General features: G+C 72.7%; 10 protein-coding genes. 3 read left to right on the top strand and 7 right to left on the bottom strand.

Annotated features, from left to right (window positions below; genetic code table 11):
• Positions 1–46: 46 nt before the first annotated feature.
• Both AB0D01_RS03890 and gmd read right to left on the bottom strand, forming a co-directional pair.
• Positions 47–2,827: a LamG-like jellyroll fold domain-containing protein gene (locus AB0D01_RS03890; protein WP_363053371.1), complete on the bottom strand. Its 2,781-nt coding sequence runs from the start codon at positions 2,825–2,827 to the stop codon at positions 47–49.
• Positions 2,828–3,074: 247 nt separating this feature from the next.
• Positions 3,075–4,088 (bottom strand): GDP-mannose 4,6-dehydratase, encoded by a 1,014-nt coding sequence (gene gmd / locus AB0D01_RS03885; protein WP_363053370.1) that lies wholly within the window; start codon positions 4,086–4,088, stop codon positions 3,075–3,077.
• A 225-nt stretch (positions 4,089–4,313) separates the two neighbouring features.
• Between gmd and AB0D01_RS03880 the strand changes: the two genes are divergently transcribed.
• Positions 4,314–5,258: a GDP-L-fucose synthase gene (locus AB0D01_RS03880; RefSeq protein WP_363053369.1), complete on the top strand. Its 945-nt coding sequence runs from the start codon at positions 4,314–4,316 to the stop codon at positions 5,256–5,258.
• A gap of 16 nt (positions 5,259–5,274) precedes the next feature.
• Here AB0D01_RS03880 and AB0D01_RS03875 read toward each other — a convergent pair whose 3' ends face one another.
• A complete protein-coding gene (locus tag AB0D01_RS03875) occupies positions 5,275–6,762 on the bottom strand; it encodes a sugar transferase (RefSeq protein ID WP_363053368.1) in 1,488 nt (495 codons plus the stop codon).
• Between the two features lie 381 nt (positions 6,763–7,143).
• Here AB0D01_RS03875 and AB0D01_RS03870 point away from each other — a divergent pair, with 381 nt between their 5' ends.
• Both AB0D01_RS03870 and AB0D01_RS03865 read left to right on the top strand, forming a co-directional pair.
• The gene (locus AB0D01_RS03870; RefSeq protein WP_363053367.1) at positions 7,144–9,411 is read left to right on the top strand and encodes a M4 family metallopeptidase; all 2,268 of its coding nucleotides are present in this window, start codon (positions 7,144–7,146) and stop codon (positions 9,409–9,411) included.
• A gap of 296 nt (positions 9,412–9,707) precedes the next feature.
• On the top strand, positions 9,708–11,168 hold the full coding sequence (locus AB0D01_RS03865; RefSeq protein WP_363053366.1) for a nitronate monooxygenase: 1,461 nt from the start codon (positions 9,708–9,710) through the stop codon (positions 11,166–11,168).
• 165 nt (positions 11,169–11,333) lie between these two features.
• Here the strand turns inward: AB0D01_RS03865 and AB0D01_RS03860 are convergent, their stop codons facing one another.
• The 4 genes from AB0D01_RS03860 to AB0D01_RS03845 form a co-directional block, all read right to left on the bottom strand.
• Positions 11,334–11,843, bottom strand: coding sequence for a hypothetical protein (locus tag AB0D01_RS03860; RefSeq protein ID WP_363053365.1), 510 nt, complete (start codon positions 11,841–11,843; stop codon positions 11,334–11,336).
• A 238-nt stretch (positions 11,844–12,081) separates the two neighbouring features.
• A complete protein-coding gene (gene glgP, locus AB0D01_RS03855) occupies positions 12,082–14,718 on the bottom strand; it encodes an alpha-glucan family phosphorylase (RefSeq protein WP_363053364.1) in 2,637 nt (878 codons plus the stop codon).
• Between the two features lie 209 nt (positions 14,719–14,927).
• The gene (locus AB0D01_RS03850; RefSeq protein ID WP_363053363.1) at positions 14,928–15,755 is read right to left on the bottom strand and encodes a hypothetical protein; all 828 of its coding nucleotides are present in this window, start codon (positions 15,753–15,755) and stop codon (positions 14,928–14,930) included.
• Between the two features lie 133 nt (positions 15,756–15,888).
• On the bottom strand, positions 15,889–16,485 hold the full coding sequence (locus tag AB0D01_RS03845; protein WP_363053362.1) for a GNAT family N-acetyltransferase: 597 nt from the start codon (positions 16,483–16,485) through the stop codon (positions 15,889–15,891).
• Positions 16,486–16,597: the final 112 nt, after the last annotated feature.

The raw sequence follows: 16,597 nt of genomic DNA, 5'->3' as shown, positions 1-16,597 counted from the left end.
ACGGGGCCCGGCGCGTGCGTCCGGGCCCCGTACGGTCGTCGGCTCGTTACTGCTTCGCGCCGAAGGTGAGGATCAGCTGCGGAGCGGCGTCCGCGGCGGTCGCCTCGGAGGACCACAGCCACAGCGGGTCGGTGCCCGTGCTGGTCAGACCGAGGCTGTAGGCGCCGCCCAGCACCGGGGTGAGCGCGGCGGTGTCCAGTTCGATGCTCTGGATCGCCGAGCCGTCCGGCACGCCCGTGATGCTGCCGAGCGTGGTGGTGCCGAGGGTGGGCTTGGTGTTGAACGTGCTGTCCGTTCCGTTCCAGGTGCCGGTGACCGGGACCACGGAGACGGTGTCGGCGCTGCCGGCGCCCGCCTGCGTGGAGGTCTTGACCTGGAGCGAGGCGGCCTTCAGGACCTGCCCGGCCGGCGCGGCCGGGAGGGTGAAGCGCAGGTAGCTCTCGTAGGCGGAGGTGCCGCGCACGGCGAGCTGGGTGGAGGTGCCGTAGGCGGCGTTCGGGGCGCCCTGGTTGACGTAGGTGTCCTCGGTCACGGCGACCTTGGAGACCGTGTCGGTCGGGGCCTTCGCCAGGTCGAAGTGGGACTTGACCTGGGCCTGGGTGAGCACGGACGGGTAGACGGCGGTCTCGTCGATCTGCCCGGCGAAGAAGTTGCTGGTCGGACGGCTCGGCCAGCTGCTCAGGTTGTCACCGCCGACGTGCCAGTAGCCCGCGTACGGCGTGTGGTTGGTGATGCTGTTGGAGTCCTTCTTCTGACCGTCGACGTACAGCGCCATGCCGCCGGGGCCCTGCGTGGCGACGACGTGGTGCCACTTGTTGTCGTTGTAGGTGTCGAAGAGGCCGGTGGAGACGGTGCGGGCGGAGCCGTTGTAGACGCCGAAGAACAGACGACCGGTGTTGGTCATGTAGATCTGCTTGTCATACGAACCGCTGCTGCTGGTCGTGTTGTTGCCGAAGCCGATCAGCTTGCCGCCGCGCGTGGTGTTCGTCTTGAACCACGTCTCGATGGTGTACGAGGTGCCCACGTCCTGGCGGTGGTCGCTGTGGACCTGCTGGCTCGACCCGTTGAAGCCCATCGCCGTGCTGGTGCCGCTGACGGCGCCGGGGCTCTGGCGCAGGGCCGGGGCGTTGACCTGGATGCCGCTGGTGTTGCCGGCGACGGAGGAGTCCGCGACGAACGGGCTCACGGTGTCGTCGTAGCGCCAGTACAGGTTCGCGCCGTCGGCCCGGACCCTGTCCGGGTAGGACTGGACCGAGGTCGGGACGGTCACGGAGACGCTCGTGGACAGCGCGCTGGTGTTGCCGGCGGCGTCGGTGGCGGTCACGCGGTAGGTGTACGCCTGCCCGGCCTTGACGGTGGTGTCGGTCCAGGAGGCCTGCGGCCGCTCGAACTCCAGGGAGTCGGCGGTCATGGTGTGGATCGGGGTGCCCGAGCCGTTGCGGTAGATCCGGTACGTCAGCTTGCTGTCGTCCTGGTCGTAGCTGGTGCGCCAGCGGACCTGGGCCTCGCCGGGCTTGACGCTCGCCGCGCTCGCGACCGGGGTGGTCGGGGCGCCGACGTCACCGGTGGAGGCGAAGCGGGTCAGGCCCTGCTGAGCCTTGCCGTTGATGAGGGTGAACTCACCACCGACCCACATGTACTTGACGTCGCCCTTCTGCGCCACGGACATGACGCGCGGGCCGATGCCCTCGCCGATGCCGTCGTTGGCGGTGGGGTGCCAGCCGAGCTTGCGCGGGCCGCGCACGAAGCCGTCCACGGGCGCGGGGGCGGCGCCGTTGTGGTCGGTCGGCTGCGCCAGCAGGAAGTGCCGCTTGCCGTCCGGGAACTCCCGCTCGGTGGAGCAGTCGTGCGCGTGCGAGGAGCTGTAGAGCACCCCGTCGTACGGGAGCACGTACTGGGTGGCGCCCAGGCAGCGGTCGCGCCACTTCTCGTTGAAGTCGAGGCCGAGGCCGAGGCGCCCGTCGAAGACGCCGCCGCCGGAGCCCTCGTTGGCCGTGTAGTAGCCCGTCGCGTCGGCGGAGATGTGCTTGACCACCGAGTTGGAGGGGATGGTGGCGTAGGTCTTGGCGACGGCGCCGGTGGTGGCGTCGACGACGGCCAGCGCGTGCGAGTTGGTGCCGTTGACGGAGAAGAAGTCGCCGCCGATCAGCAGGTTCTTGCCGTCGTTGCTGAGCTGGAGGGCCCGGCCGGGCTCGTCGGCGTTCGCGACGAAGGGCTTGAGCGCGCCGGTGCCGGCGTCGACCGCGGCGAACCGCTCGCGGGTCTGGCCCTCGACGGAGCCGAAGTCGCCGGCCGCGTACAGGGTGTCGTCGGAGACGGCCAGCGCGCGCACGGTGGCGGGGAAGCTCGGGTGGAAGGCGGCCTTGGGGGTGCAGGTCTCGATGTCGATCGCCGCGAGGCTGGAGACCGGGGTGCCGTTGACGGCGCCGAAGTAACCGCCCGCGTAGAGCGTCTTCTCGTCCTTGGAGACGGCCAGCGCCCGGACGGTCGCGGTGCCCTCGCCGACCGTGAAGGCGAGCGCGCAGGAGGTCGGGTTGCCCGTGGCCGCGTCGAGGGCCACGAAGTTCACGGCGTCCTGCTCGGTGGTGCTGCCGCTGTCGTCGGGCGGGCGGACGGTGGAGAAGGTGCCTCCGGCGAAGACGGTGCCGTTCGCCTCGGCCATCGCGAACACGACGCCGTTCGGCTGCCAGGTGGGCAGCTCGTCGGCGGTGAAGGCCACCGGCGCCGTGATGGCGGACGCCTCGGGTATCAACACCAGGCCCAGGCCGGTGCCGGCGCCGGTCAGGGACAGGACGAGGGCAGCAGTCAGCCCTCTGGATCTACGCATGAACCCCCCAGGGCAATTGCCCGGTTTGATGGCTGGAACTATCCGAACAGCCATATGTACTGGCGCAGACTAGGGCTCACGCGAAGGCCCGGTCACCTCACTTGACCCAATGAATGCCAACTTGGAATCAACCGGGCTCAACACGGAGGACGCACTTCGGACATACGGCAGCTTTGCCCCGGCCAGGGGCGCGGAAAGCCGCGCCGCCCGGCCGGAACACGGCAAAGCACAGGCGAAATATACGTCCTCAGCGGTCGATCCGGACGCTCACGCCCGCGAGTTGGTCCTCCACCTGCCGGATGTCCGCGTCGACCATGATGCGCGCCAATTCGGGGACCAGGACCGACGGCTTCCAGCCAAGCAGCTCCTGCGCCTTCGAGGCGTCGCCGATGAGGGCGTCGACCTCGCTCGGGCGCTCGTACTTCGGGTCGTAGCGGACGTGGTCGTTCCAGTCGAGGCCGGCGTGGGAGAAGGAGGACTCCACGAACTCCCGTACCGTGGCCGCGACTCCGGTGGCGACCACGTAGTCGGTCGGCTCGTCCTGCTGGAGCATCCGCCACATCGCGTCCACGTACTCCGGGGCGTAGCCCCAGTCGCGCACGGCGTCGAGGTTGCCGAGGTAGAGGTGGTCCTGGAGGCCGGCCTTGATGCGGGCGACCGCGCGGGTGATCTTCCGGGTCACGAAGGTCTCGCCGCGGCGCGGGGACTCGTGGTTGAAGAGGATCCCGTTGACGGCGAACATGTCGTACGCCTCGCGGTAGTTGACCGTCGTCCAGTACGCGAACACCTTGGCGGCGCCGTAGGGGCTGCGCGGGTGGAACGGCGTGGACTCGTTCTGCGGCGGCGGGGTGGCGCCGTACATCTCGGAGGACGAGGCCTGGTAGATGCGGGTCTGCACGCCGCTGGCCCGGATGGCCTCCAGCAGCCGCAGCGCGCCGAGTCCGGTCACGTCGCCGGTGTACAGGGGCGCGTCGAAGGAGACGCGGACGTGGGACTGGGCGCCGAGGTTGTAGACCTCGTCGGGACGTATGTCGCGCAGCAGGTTCACCAGGGCCACGCCGTCGGAGAGATCGGCGTGATGCAGGACGAAGGAACGATTCGCCGTCTGCGGGTCCTGGTAAATGTGGTCGATCCGCTCCGTGTTGAAGCTGGAGGACCGCCGCACGAGCCCGTGCACCGTGTAGCCCTTGGAGAGCAGGAGCTCGGCGAGGTACGAGCCGTCCTGTCCGGTGACGCCGGTGATCAGTGCGGTCTTGCCCATGTGGGGTCCCCCCGTGGTCGATTGTCGTCGGTCGAGGCCGTGCCTCGGTGTGTGCGCGCCGGCGCGCGGCGCCGGCGGTGTCCTGCGGGCGGTCGGTCGTGCCTACGGACCCGGCCCCCGGGGTCGGATGGGTACCGTACACGCGCCCCGGCCGGGGCTCGCGGCGGGCCCCGGGATCCCGGGCTCCCCGGTGGTGGGCGCCAACGGCCTGGCATCATCGGCGGTATGACAAGTACGCCGCCGCTCCTGCCCCCGCACGCCCGTGTCTTCGTCGCCGGACACCGCGGCCTCGTGGGGTCCGCGGTCGCCCGCCGCCTGACCGCCGACGGCCACGAGGTGTTCACCCGGGGCCGTGCCGATCTCGACCTGCGCGACGCCGCCGCGACCGAGGCGTACCTGCGCGACGTCCGGCCGGACGCGGTCGTGCTGGCCGCCGCCAAGGTGGGCGGCATCATGGCCAACAGCACGTACCCGGTGCAGTTCCTGGAGGACAACCTCAGGATCCAGCTCAGCGTGATCGCCGGCGCGCACGCGGCCGGTGTCGCCCGTCTGCTGTTCCTCGGTTCGTCCTGCATCTACCCGAAGCTGGCCCCGCAGCCGATCAGCGAGGACGCCCTGCTGACCGGCCCGCTGGAGCCGACCAACGAGGCCTACGCCCTGGCCAAGATCGCCGGCATCGTGCAGGTCCAGTCGTACCGCCGGCAGTACGGGGCCTCGTACGTCTCGGCGATGCCCACGAACCTCTACGGTCCGGGCGACAACTTCGACCTGGAGTCCTCGCACGTCCTGCCCGCCCTCATCCGCCGCTTCCACGAGGCCGCGGTCGAGGGGCGCGAGGAGGTCACCCTGTGGGGGTCGGGCACCCCACGCCGGGAGTTCCTGCACGTGGACGACCTGGCGGCGGCCTGCGCGGTGCTGCTGGAGCGCTACGACGGGGACGAGCCGGTCAACATCGGCTGCGGCGAGGACCTGACGATCAAGGCGCTCGCGGAGACGGTCGCCGAGGTGACCGGCTTCGAGGGCCGGCTCGCCTGGGACACCTCGAAGCCCGACGGGACGCCGCGCAAGCTGCTGGACGTGTCGCGTCTGACCTCGCTGGGCTGGAAGCCGGGCATCCCGCTGAAGGACGGCATCGCGTCCACCTACCGCTGGTGGCTGGAGCGGAACTGACCTGTCCACGGGTCGCTCAGTACGCTCCGCGACCGTCGACGACGGCGCGGAGCGTGCGGCCCATCACGTCGACGTCGCTGGTGAAGGACCAGTTGTCGACGTACTGGAGATCAAGCTGAATCGTTTCGTCCCAGGACAGGTCGGACCGTCCGCTGATCTGCCACAGACCGGTCATGCCAGGGCGCACCGAGAGCCGACGCAGCTCGACCTCGTCGTACTCCGCCACCTCCTCCGGGAGCGGGGGGCGGGGGCCGACCAGGGACATGCTGCCCGTCAGCACGTTGAAGAGCTGCGGCAGTTCGTCCATGGAGGTGCGGCGCAGCAGTCGGCCCACCCGGGTGACGCGGGGGTCGCGGCGCATCTTGAACATCAGGCCGTCGTTCTCGTTGGCCCCGGCCAGTTCGGCCTTGAGCCGGTCGGCGTCCACCACCATCGTGCGGAACTTCCACATGACGAAGGGGACTCCGTCGCGGCCGATGCGCCGCTGGCTGTAGAAGGCGGGGCCGCGCGAGCCCACGCGGATCGCCAGCACGACGGCGAGGAGGAACGGCGAGAGCGCGAGGATCCCGAGGGCGGCGCCGACGCGGTCGAGCACCGACTTGAGCAGGGGTTGTACGCCTGCGCGCACGGGCGGCGCGACGCGCAGGACGGCGATCCCGCCGGCGGAGAGGGTCTCCAGCCGCTTGACGGATATCTCCACCAGGCCGGGGAAGACGGCCAGTTCGAGGCCCTCGTCGTGCAGGGCCCAGGCGACGCGGCGCAGGCGCTCGCCGGCGATCCGGGCGCCGGGGGCCACGAGCACCAGGTCGGCGTGGTGGCTGCGGACGGCGCCGAGGACGGGGTTCGCGTCGCCGGTCACCGTCTCGGGCATGGTCGCGGCGAGGCGGGCGGCGACGGGAACGCCGCTGGTGAGGGAGCCCGCGCCGACGGGCACCACGCCGACGACGACGTAGGGGTGGTCGGTCCGCGCGGCCAGGTGGGCGATGAGGTGTTCGGCGGCGTCCGGCTCGCCGATCACCAGGACCCGGCTGACGGCCTGCGCCTCGCGGCGGGCGGCGGCGAGGTGGCGGTAGGTCAACTTGTGGTGGGCGACGGTGACGAGGAGGGCCGGCAGGAGGGCGCCGACGGCGGCGAGGCGGGGGGTGCTCTCGTCCGTCAGGACCCGGGCGACGGCCAGGAGACCGATGAGAATCAGCCAGTCGTGTACGACGGGGAGGACTCCGCGCGATTCTCCGAGGGCCCGGGAGGCATAACGGCGGCGCAGCGCCTGCACGCCGGTCCACGCGAGGGCAGCGGCCAGGGCGCAGTAGGCCGGACGGGCCTGGCCCGCGGCCTCGAAGACCAGGCCGACGGGGAGGGCGGCACCGGCGAGGTCGGCGGCGACGGCGGCGGGCAGGTACCAGCGGGCCTTGTCGCCGATGCGCCGCGCCGGGGCGGTCGCCGCACCGTCCGTCCCGTCCGCGCCCGAGGCCACTCTTTGCGCAGGAAAATGGACATGCCTCATGAGCCCCCCTGGCACGTGGTCTATGTCGGTGGCGCACGCCCGTGGCTTCCCCTGACCACGAGCGACTGTCGCACCGGGAAACAGTACGACAAACACCCGTACGGTAAATGCCGTTTGGGTTAACGAAGCCACTCGTTGCTCAAGCGTTAGGAACCGGTATCAACCATTCCGACGCCGCGTCAGGTTCCACGCACGCGAAGGTGAATGGTTCGGATACCGGATACGTATCTTCGGACAACGAACCGTTTCCAGCCAACCTTTTGACGCGGCCCTGACATCACGGCCCACAGCCGGCACTCTTCGACCGTTCATCGCACCAGCCCTGATCTGCCCGGAGGCCCACCCAGCCGTCCGGAACCCCCCTTGCAGAAGGAGTCTGCGTTGAGTCCCACCCCCCAGAGGCGAGCCACCGCCGCCGGAGCACTCATCGCCGCGGCGGCCCTGCTCGCCGTAGGCATACAGGCCGGCACCGCAACCGCCGACGCCACCGCGTCGCAGGCCGCCACGGCCGCCCAGCCCAACCCGGGCGCGGCCAACCTCAAACTCAGCGCTTCGGAGCGTGCGACGCTCCTGGCCGAGGCCAACTCGACCACCGTGCAGGCCGCGAAGGCCCTCGGCCTCGGCGGTGGCGAGAAGCTCGTCGTCCGCGACGTCGTCAAGGACGCGGACGGCACCACGCACACGTCCTACGAGCGGACCTACGACGGTCTGCCGGTGCTCGGCGGTGACCTCACCGTCCACGCCAAGGGCGGTGTCACCAAGAGCGTGACCAAGGCGACCAACCACGACATCAAGGTCGCGGACACCAACGCCACGGTCACCCCGTCCGCGGCCGAGGGCCAGGCGGTCGCCGCCGCCAACGCCGAGGGCTCGAAGGAGGCCAAGGCCTCCAAGAACGCCCGCAAGGTGATCTGGGCCGCCGAAGGCGCCCCGGTCCTCGCGTTCGAGACCGTCGTCGGCGGCCTCCAGCACGACGGCACGCCGAACGAGCTGCACGTGGTGACCAACGCCAAGACCGGCGCCAAGATCACCGAGTGGCAGGCCATCGAGACCGGCACCGGCAACACCATGTACAGCGGCCAGGTCACCCTCGGCACCTCGCAGTCGGGCAGCAACTGGACGCTGACCGACGCCTCGCGCGGCAACCACAAGACGTACAACCTGAACCGCGGTTCGTCGGGCACCGGCACCCTGTTCTCGGGTCCGGACGACGTCTGGGGCAACGGAGCGCCGTCCAACCTGGAGACCGCCGCCGCGGACGCGCACTACGGCGCCGCCGTGACGTGGGACTACTACAAGAACGTGCACGGCCGCAACGGCCTGCGCAACGACGGGGTCTCCCCGTACACCCGCGTCCACTACGGCAACGCGTACGTGAACGCCTTCTGGGACGACTCCTGCTTCTGCATGACGTACGGCGACGGCGAGGGCAACAACAAGCCGCTCACCTCCACCGACGTCGCGGCGCACGAGATGACCCACGGCCTCACCTCGGTCACCGGCAACATGACCTACAGCGGTGAGCCCGGCGGTCTGAACGAGGCGACCTCCGACATCATGGCGGCGGCCGTCGAGTTCTACGCCAACAACCCGCAGGACGTCGGCGACTACCTGGTCGGCGAGAAGATCGACATCCGCGGCAACGGCACCCCGCTGCGCTACATGGACAAGCCGAGCAAGGACGGCTCGTCCAAGGACTACTGGTACTCGGGTCTGGGCGGCATCGACGTCCACTACTCCTCGGGTCCGGCCAACCACTGGTACTACCTGGCCTCCGAGGGTTCGGGCGCCAAGGTCGTCAACGGCGTCAGCTACGACTCCCCGACCTCGGACGGCCTGCCCGTCACCGCGATCGGTCGTGACGCCGCCTCGAAGATCTGGTTCCGCGCGCTGACGGTCGGCTACTTCAAGTCGAACACCAACTACGCCGCCGCCCGCACCGCGACCCTCCAGGCCGCCGCGGACCTCTACGGCCAGGGCTCGGCCACCTACAACAACGTGGCCAACGCGTGGGCCGGCGTCGCCGTCGGCGGACGCATCAACAACGGCGTGACGGTCACCCCGATCGCCAACCAGACCACCCAGATCAACACCGCGGTGAGCCTCCAGGTCCAGGCCACCAGCACCAACCCGGGTGCGCTGACCTACTCGGCCACCGGCCTGCCGGCCGGCCTGTCGATCAACTCCTCCACCGGCCTGATCTCGGGCACCGCCACCACCGCGGCCACGTCCAACGTGACCGTCACGGTGCGCGACGCCCAGAACCAGACCGGGACGGCGTCCTTCACCTGGACGGTCGGCACCGCCCAGCAGAACGTCTTCGAGAACACGAACGACTACCAGATCGCCGACAACTCCACGGTCGAGTCGCCGATCACCGTCACCCGCACGGGCAACGCGCCGAGCACCCTGAAGGTGGACGTCAACATCGTCCACACCTACGTCGGTGACCTGAAGGTCGACCTGGTCGCCCCCGACGGCTCGGTGTACAACCTGCGCAACCGCACCGGCGGCAGCGCCGACAACATCGTCCAGTCCTTCACCGTGAACGCCTCCTCCGAGGTGGCCCAGGGTGTCTGGAAGCTGCGGGTCGCCGACCTCGCGAGCGCTGACGTCGGCTACATCAACAGCTGGAAGCTCACCTTCTGATCCCCTCCGGGATTCCGATGAGCGACGGCTGAACCGCCAGATCACGGGGCCGCCCGGGAGGAAACCTCCCCGGGCGGCCCTGTTCCACGTCCGGGACGAGGGCCGGCCCCTGCTCCTACGGCCCCACCGGCCCGTGCCCCACGGCCCGCCGACCCGGTGCCCCACGGCCCCCCGGCGCGGGACCTGCTGCCCGCCGGAGCGGGACCTTCGGCGCCCGGCGGCGGGCCGGCGCGGGGGGATAGTGGAAACCGAACCTACGGAACCGTAGGTTCGGGTCATCCCCGAGGACGTGCACCGTGCCCCAGATCCCCACGCCCCCTCCCGCCCGGCGGCGCCCCTGGCTGATCCAGGGCGGCATGGGCGTCGGCGTCTCCGGTTGGCGCCTCGCCCGGGCCGTCTCCCTGACCGGCCAGCTCGGGGTGGTCTCGGGCACCGCCCTGGACGTGGTCCTGGTCCGCGTCCTGCAGACGGGCGACCCCGGCGGGCACGCCCGCCGCGCCCTGGCCGCGTTCCCGCTGCCGGAGTTGGCGGACGCCGCGCTCGACGCGTACTTCCGCCCGGACGGCCTCGACGACGACACGCCGATGCGCACCACGCCGCGTCTGCGCGCCGACGGGGGACGCCGGGCCGAGATCCTCACCGTACTCGGCAACTTCGTCGAGGTCTGGCTCGCCAAGGAGGGACACGATGGTCTCGTCGGCATCAACTACCTGGAGAAGATCCAGCTCGCCACCGCCCCCGCGATGTTCGGCGCGATCCTGGCAGGCGTCGACCACGTCCTGGTCGGCGCCGGCGTACCCGGTCAGATCCCTGCCCTCGCCGACCGGCTGGCGCGCTGCGAACCGGTCGTCACGCGCGTCGCGGTAGAGGGCGACGAGGAGCCCCTGGCCCACCGCTTCGACCCGCGCACCCTGTCGGCCGGGCCCCTGCCCGGCCGACTGCGGCGCCCCGAGGTCCTGGCGATCGTCTCGCTGCCGGTCCTCGCCGCCTACCTGGCGCGGGACGAGGCCACCCGACCCGACGGCTTCGTCGTGGAGACCAGCGGCGCGGGCGGCCACAGCGCCCCGCCGCGCGGTCCGCTGACCCTGGACGCGGACGGCGAGCCCGTCTACGGTCCGCGCGACCGGCCCGACCCGGCCCGGATGGCCGCGCTGGGCCTGCCGTTCTGGCTCGCCGGCGGGCAGGCGAGCCCCGAGGCCGTCGCCGCCGCCCGGGCGGCGGGCGCGGCCGGGGTGCAGGTCGGCAGCGCCTTCGCGCTGTGCGAGGAGTCGGGGATGACGCGCGCGCTGCGCGAGGAGCTGCTGGGACGGGCGCACGGCGGGACCCTGACGGTCCGCAACGACCCCGCGGCCTCCCCGACCGCGTTCCCCTTCAAGGTGGCGGAGCTGCCCGGCACGCTCTCCGAGCCGGACGTGGCCGCGGCCCGGCGCCGGGTGTGCGACCTGGGCTTCCTGCGGACCCCGGTGCGGGGGCCGCGCGGGCTCGCCTACCGGTGCGCGGCCGAGCCGGTCGCGGCGTACGTCCGCAAGGGCGGGGCCGAGGCGGACACGCTGGGCAAGCGGTGCCTGTGCAACGGGCTGCTGGCCACGATCGGCCTGGCTCAGCGGCGTCCGCGCGGGCGGATCGAAGCGCCGCTGGTGACGATCGGGAAGGACCTGTCCTTCCTGACCCGGTTGGCGCCCGACGCGGCGCCCTACACGGCGGCGGACGTGGTGGCCTGGCTGTCGACGGGGGTCGGGGCCGCGCCCCGCGCCTGACGCGACGGACCACGCGCCCGCTCCGACCGGCCCCGGGTGGACCGGGCGGCCCCCGGTGGACGCGTGCGCGGCCCCGGCAGCGCTTCGGTGCCGGGGCCGCGCGTACGGGGTCGGGGCTTTCGGGCCGGGGGCGCCGGCCGTCCCGGCCCCGCGCCGCGGTGTGCGTCAGTTCATGTGGCGGGCGAAGTCGGCGGGGATGCCGGCCTCCCGCAGGGCCCGGTCCTGAAGGGAGCCGTGCCGCTGCTGTCCGCCCGCGCGGTTGCGGTCGTCGTCCCAGTCGTCGTGGTCGCGGCCGTGGTGGCCGCCGTGGTCGGTCGGCTGGAACTGGACCGAGCGGACGTTCAGGTCGCGGGCGTACTCGCCCGGTCGAAGGATCTCCTCGGGGTTGCCGCCGCAGCTGGTGCCCTCGTAGAGGAAGGCCAGCGAGTCCGTCTCGTTCTTGGCCCAGTAGGCCGGATTGCGGCGCGTGCCCGTGAGCTGGTAGCAGGTGTCGTTGTCCGCCGGCTCGATCGTCCTGCGGCGGGTGTCACCGCCGTTGTCGACGTACCGGTAGTGCAGTTCGCCGAGGGTGTCCGGGTAGTCGCGGTCGTTCGCGTTCGCCTGGGACTGCCCGGCCGTGGGCAGGACGAGCGCGAGCGAGGCGAGCAGGGCCGCTGCCGTGGTGCGCATTCGCATGGGGGGTCCGTTTCTCGGGGTTCCGCGGGTGCCCTTTCCGACGGGCAGCCGCCGGGGCAGCGTAGGAGCGGAATCCGCCGCCGAACCGGCGCGGCATGCGAGATGCGTTCGAGGGTTCACCCTTCCGGAGCGCCCTGCGGGGCCATCCGCCGATCCTCCCGGGCGGGCCGGGACGCTCGTCGGGGACGGGCGGTCGGTGGAGCCACCGCCCGCCCCCGAGCATCCCGGCCCGGCGCGGTCAGCGCAGCAGGACGCCGCCGACGGCGTCGGTGTCCACCGGGGCCGCGACCAGTCCCAGTTCGGCCGGGGTCGCCAGCAGCGGGTGCGCGGGCAGGACGCGCACGGTGTAGCCGAAGGGGCCCGTACGGTCGAGGGCGAGGGGCCCCTCGTACACCCAGCGGCCCTCCAGGTCGGGTCCGCCGGCGGGCTTGAGCGGGAAGGTCCGCCCGTCCCGGATCACGTCCTGGGCGTCGACCCGGCCGGCGACGGCCTGCACCTCCACGTCCTCGGGCGCGAGCGGGTCGAGGGCGACCCGCACCCGCAGCGTGAGGGTGGCGCCCAGTTCCGCGGTGCCGGCGACGGGGGCGGCGGTGACGGCCTCCACGTGCTCGACCGCCACCCGCGGCCAGGCCGCCCGTACGCGCCCCTTCCACCAGGCGAGGTCCCGCGCGGCGGCGGGGTCCAGGGCCCGGTGGGAGTGGGCGGCGGGGGCGTAGAGCCGCTCCACGTACTCCCGCACCATCCGGCCCGCGAGCACCTTGGGGCCCAGGGACACCAGGGTGCGGCGGACCATCTCGATCCAGCGCACGGGCAGCCCGGCCCGGCCGGCCCGGTCGTAGAAGCGGGGTGCGACCCGCTCCTCGATCAGCTCGTAGAGGGCGTTCGCCTCCAGGTCGTCGCGGCGGTCCTCGTCGGTGCCGAGCCCGTCGGCGGTGGGGATGGCCCAGCCGAAGTCGGGCTCGAACCACTCGTCCCACCAGCCGTCGAGCACCGAGAGGTTGAGGCAGCCGTTGAGCGCGGCCTTCATCCCGCTGGTCCCGCAGGCCTCCAGCGGGCGGAGCGGGTTGTTCAGCCACACGTCGCAGCCGGGGTAGAGCTTCTGCGCCATGGCCATGCCGTAGTCGGGCAGGAACACGATCCGGTGGCGCACCCGGGGGTCGTCGGAGAAGCGCACCAGTTCCTGCACGAGCCGCTTGCCGCCGTCGTCGGCGGGGTGGGCCTTGCCGGCGACGACGATCTGCACGGGCCGGTCGGGGTCCAGCAGCAGTCGGCGCAGCCGCTCGGGGTCGCGGAGCATCAGGGTGAGCCGCTTGTAGGAGGGGACGCGGCGGGCGAAGCCGATGGTCAGGACGTCCGGGTCGAGGACGGAGTCCACCCAGCCGAGTTCGGCGTCGGCCGCGCCGCGCTGCTTCCAGGAGGCCCGCAGCCGGTCGCGCACCTCCTGGACGAGCTGCTCGCGCAGGATCCGGCGTACGTCCCACACGTCCTGGTCGGGGATCTGCGCGACGGCGTCCCAGCGCGGGGAGGCGCCCACGGCGAGGGCGTCCTCGGCGCGCCCGGCCCCGATCTGGCGGGCGCCGAGCCGCACGACCTCGGGGGCGACCCAGGTCGGGGCGTGGACGCCGTTGGTGACGGAGGCGATGGGGACGTCGACGGGGTCGAAGCCCGGCCAGAGCCCGGCGAACATGCCCCGGCTGACGGCTCCGTGCAGGGTGGAGACCCCGTTGGCGCGCTGGGCCAGGCGCAGGCCCATCACCGCCATGTTGAACACGCCGGGGTCGCCGCCGGGGTAGGTCTCGGCGCCGAGTTCCAGGATCCGGTCGACGGGTACGCCGCGCAGTTCCCCGCCCTCGCCGAAGTGCCGGGCGACGAGGGAGCGCTCGAAGCGGTCGATGCCGGCGGGCACGGGGGTGTGGGTGGTGAACACGGTCCCGGCGCGGACGGCCTCGACGGCGGCGTCGAAGCCGAGGCCCTGCTCCCCGTCCAGTTCCCTTATGCGTTCGAGACCGAGGAAACCGGCGTGGCCCTCGTTGGTGTGGAAGACCTCGGGGTCGGGGTGGCCGGTGATGGCGCAGTAGGCGCGGACGGCCCGGACCCCGCCGATGCCCAGCAGCATCTCCTGGAGGAGGCGGTGGTCGCTGCCGCCCCCGTAGAGCCGGTCGGTCACCTCGCGGGCGCCGGCGTCGTTGTCCTCGACGTCGGAGTCGAGCAGGAGCAGCGGCACGCGTCCGACGAGGGCCTGCCAGACCTGCGCGTGCAGGGTGCGTCCGCCGGGGAGGGTGAGCGAGACCCGGGCGGGGGTGCCGTCCTCGTGGCGGAGCATCGCGAGGGGCAGTTCGTGGGGGTCCAGGACGGGATAGTGCTCCTGCTGCCAGCCGTCGCGGGACAGCGACTGGCGGAAGTAGCCGTGCCGGTAGAGCAGGCCGACGCCGATGATGGGGACGCCGAGGTCGCTGGCGGCCTTGAGGTGGTCCCCGGCGAGGATGCCGAGGCCGCCGGAGTACTGCGGGAGGGCGGCGGTGATGCCGAACTCGGGGGAGAAGTAGGCGATGGCGGCGGGCAGGTCGGCGGCGTTCTCGTTGGTCTGGTACCAGCGGCCGCCGTGGACGTAGTCGTCGAGGTCGGCGACGGCGACGGCGAGGCGGCGCAGGAAGCGTCGGTCGGCGGCGAGTTCGGCGAGACGGGCGGCGGGTACGGCGGCGAGGAGCCGGACGGGATCACCGCCGGCGGCCTGCCAGCCCTCGGGGTCGACGGATTGGAAGAGTTCACGGGTTTCCGTATGCCAGGACCAGCGCAGGTTGCGCGCCAGCTCGGCGAGCGGCATCAGGGGTTCCGGGAGGACGGGGCGCACGGTGAATCGACGGATAGCCTTCACGTGTTCCACCTTCGCAGGGGATGACGGACAGGAGCGGCCGCACCACGCTGTGCACCCGCGCATCGCCCCCGGAAGGCTAGCGTCGAAGCCCCGGACCGACCATGGCGCCTCCCGGCGGTCGGGGCCCGGGGAGCCCGCCCGGGCCGCGCGGCGCCGGGACGTCGGGGCATCGGGACGTCGGGGCATCCGGGCATCCGGGCATCGGGGCGTCAGGGGGCCAACAGCTCGTCCAGGTAGGGGCGCACCGGGGCCGGCAGGGCCGCCGGGTCCAGGGTCCGCAGCAGGGCGAGGGCCGGGGGCGCGAGGTGGTCGCCGAGTTGCAGGAGGGCGTGGAGCTGGGATTCCAGGGCCTCCGGGTCGGCTTCGGCGCGTGCGGCCCGGGCGAGGGCGGCGCACAGGAGGCGCCCGGTGTCGGGGTCCCAGGAGTCGGGCCAGTCGGCGGTCCCGGCGGCGGCGAGCTCGCGCACGCGCGGATCGGGGGCCCGCAGCAGGCGTACGTACTCCCGCGCGCGGGGGTCGGCCTCCAGCCGGTCCCACTCCCCCAGGTCGCGCGCCCCCGGACCGGAGAGCAGGACGCGCGCGGTGCGGCCGGTTTCGAGGCGGGCGACGGCCCGGCCCTGGAACTCGATGCGCTCCAGGACCACCCAGGCCCCCTCGGGGGTGCGCAGGCCGAGTCCGGTGTGCGGGGCGCCGCGCAGGCAGCGCACCTCGGTGAGGGTCGCGGCGCCGCTGGGTCGGGCGGGGGCGCAGACCTGGAGCCGGCCGGCGCGGGCGAGGAGGCGGTCCAGGGCGGGCGGGGCCGGCCACAGCCGGCCGAGCCGCTCCAGGTCGGCGTCGCCCAGGCCCCCTTCGACGGCCGGGAGGGCCTCCAGTTGGGCCCGGCGCGCGGCGGGGTCCTCCTCGTCGGCGGCGGCTGCGGCGAGCGCGGCGGCGAGCACCGTCTCCGCGTCCGGGTCCCACACCGCGCGGGCCACGGCGTGCGCGGCGGCCTCCCGTTCCCGGGGGTCGGGACTTGCCAGCTGTTGCGTCAGGCCCATGCCGGCATTCTCCCCCGTACCGGCGGTAGCCCGACCCCCTGAGCAGCGGGGTTTCCGCTGTCGAAGCCGCGCGGGCACCGGACGCCCGCGCGCTCACCGCACGCCCGCCCGACCTCGGGGGTCCCGCCCGACCTCAGGAGCCGGGCGCGGGTTCGGCGAGGACCGGGCCGTCGGTGGCCAGGCGCGCGTGGAGGTGTTCGTCGTGGAACCCGTCGGCGTGCAGGAGGGCGCCGCGCATGGTGCCCTCCAGGAGGAAGCCGGCCCGGGTGGCCACGGCGCAGGAGGCGGGGTTGGCGACCGAGTGGCAGATGCGCAGCCGGTGCAGCCCGGCGTCGGTGAACGCCCAGTGGGACACGGCCCGCACGGCCTGTTCCATCGCGCCGTGGCCCCGGCCCTCGGGCAGCAGCCAGTACAGGAACTCGGCGCTGCCGCCGCGCCGGTCGATGTCGCCGAGGCCGACGAGGCCCACGGCCGGATCCGGGCCGGGCCGGCCCAGGGCCCACATCGCCGCCCCGCCCTCCGACCAGCGGCCGTGCCAACGTCGGATACGGGCCACCGCCGAGTCCGGGGTCTCGGGCTCCGGACGGTTCCAGTGGCGTATGCCGGGATCCTCGTAGGCGGCGACGAGCACCCCCGCGTCGGCCTCCCGCCAGGGGCGCAGCACCATCCCGCAGGGCAGCGGGAACACCGGCTGTGAGGCGGGCGGGACGGATGGGACGGGGGGTGTCATCGCGTACATGGTTGGTTCCTCGCCGACTTGACGGGGCCTCGGCCCGATGTCGATCCGGGCCTCGGCGATCCGCGTTCCACTACGTACGAGTAGTTAACCAACGGCACGGATT

The sequence above is a fragment of the Streptomyces sp. NPDC048606 genome, assembly GCF_040650855.1.
Lineage (GTDB): Bacteria > Actinomycetota > Actinomycetes > Streptomycetales > Streptomycetaceae > Streptomyces.
This window is presented reverse-complemented; position numbering and strand designations above follow the sequence as displayed.

Bases quoted from the DNA above. Each gene is read 5' to 3' on its own strand.
- AB0D01_RS03890 (WP_363053371.1), bottom strand. From the start codon at position 2,827: ATGCGTAGATCCAGAGGGCTGACTGCTGCCCTCGTCCTGTCCCTGACC.
- gmd (WP_363053370.1), bottom strand. From the start codon at position 4,088: ATGGGCAAGACCGCACTGATCACCGGCGTCACCGGACAGGACGGCTCG.
- AB0D01_RS03880 (WP_363053369.1), top strand. From the start codon at position 4,314: ATGACAAGTACGCCGCCGCTCCTGCCCCCGCACGCCCGTGTCTTCGTC.
- AB0D01_RS03875 (WP_363053368.1), bottom strand. From the start codon at position 6,762: ATGAGGCATGTCCATTTTCCTGCGCAAAGAGTGGCCTCGGGCGCGGAC.
- AB0D01_RS03860 (WP_363053365.1), bottom strand. From the start codon at position 11,843: ATGCGAATGCGCACCACGGCAGCGGCCCTGCTCGCCTCGCTCGCGCTC.
- AB0D01_RS03850 (WP_363053363.1), bottom strand. From the start codon at position 15,755: ATGGGCCTGACGCAACAGCTGGCAAGTCCCGACCCCCGGGAACGGGAG.
- AB0D01_RS03845 (WP_363053362.1), bottom strand. From the start codon at position 16,485: ATGACACCCCCCGTCCCATCCGTCCCGCCCGCCTCACAGCCGGTGTTC.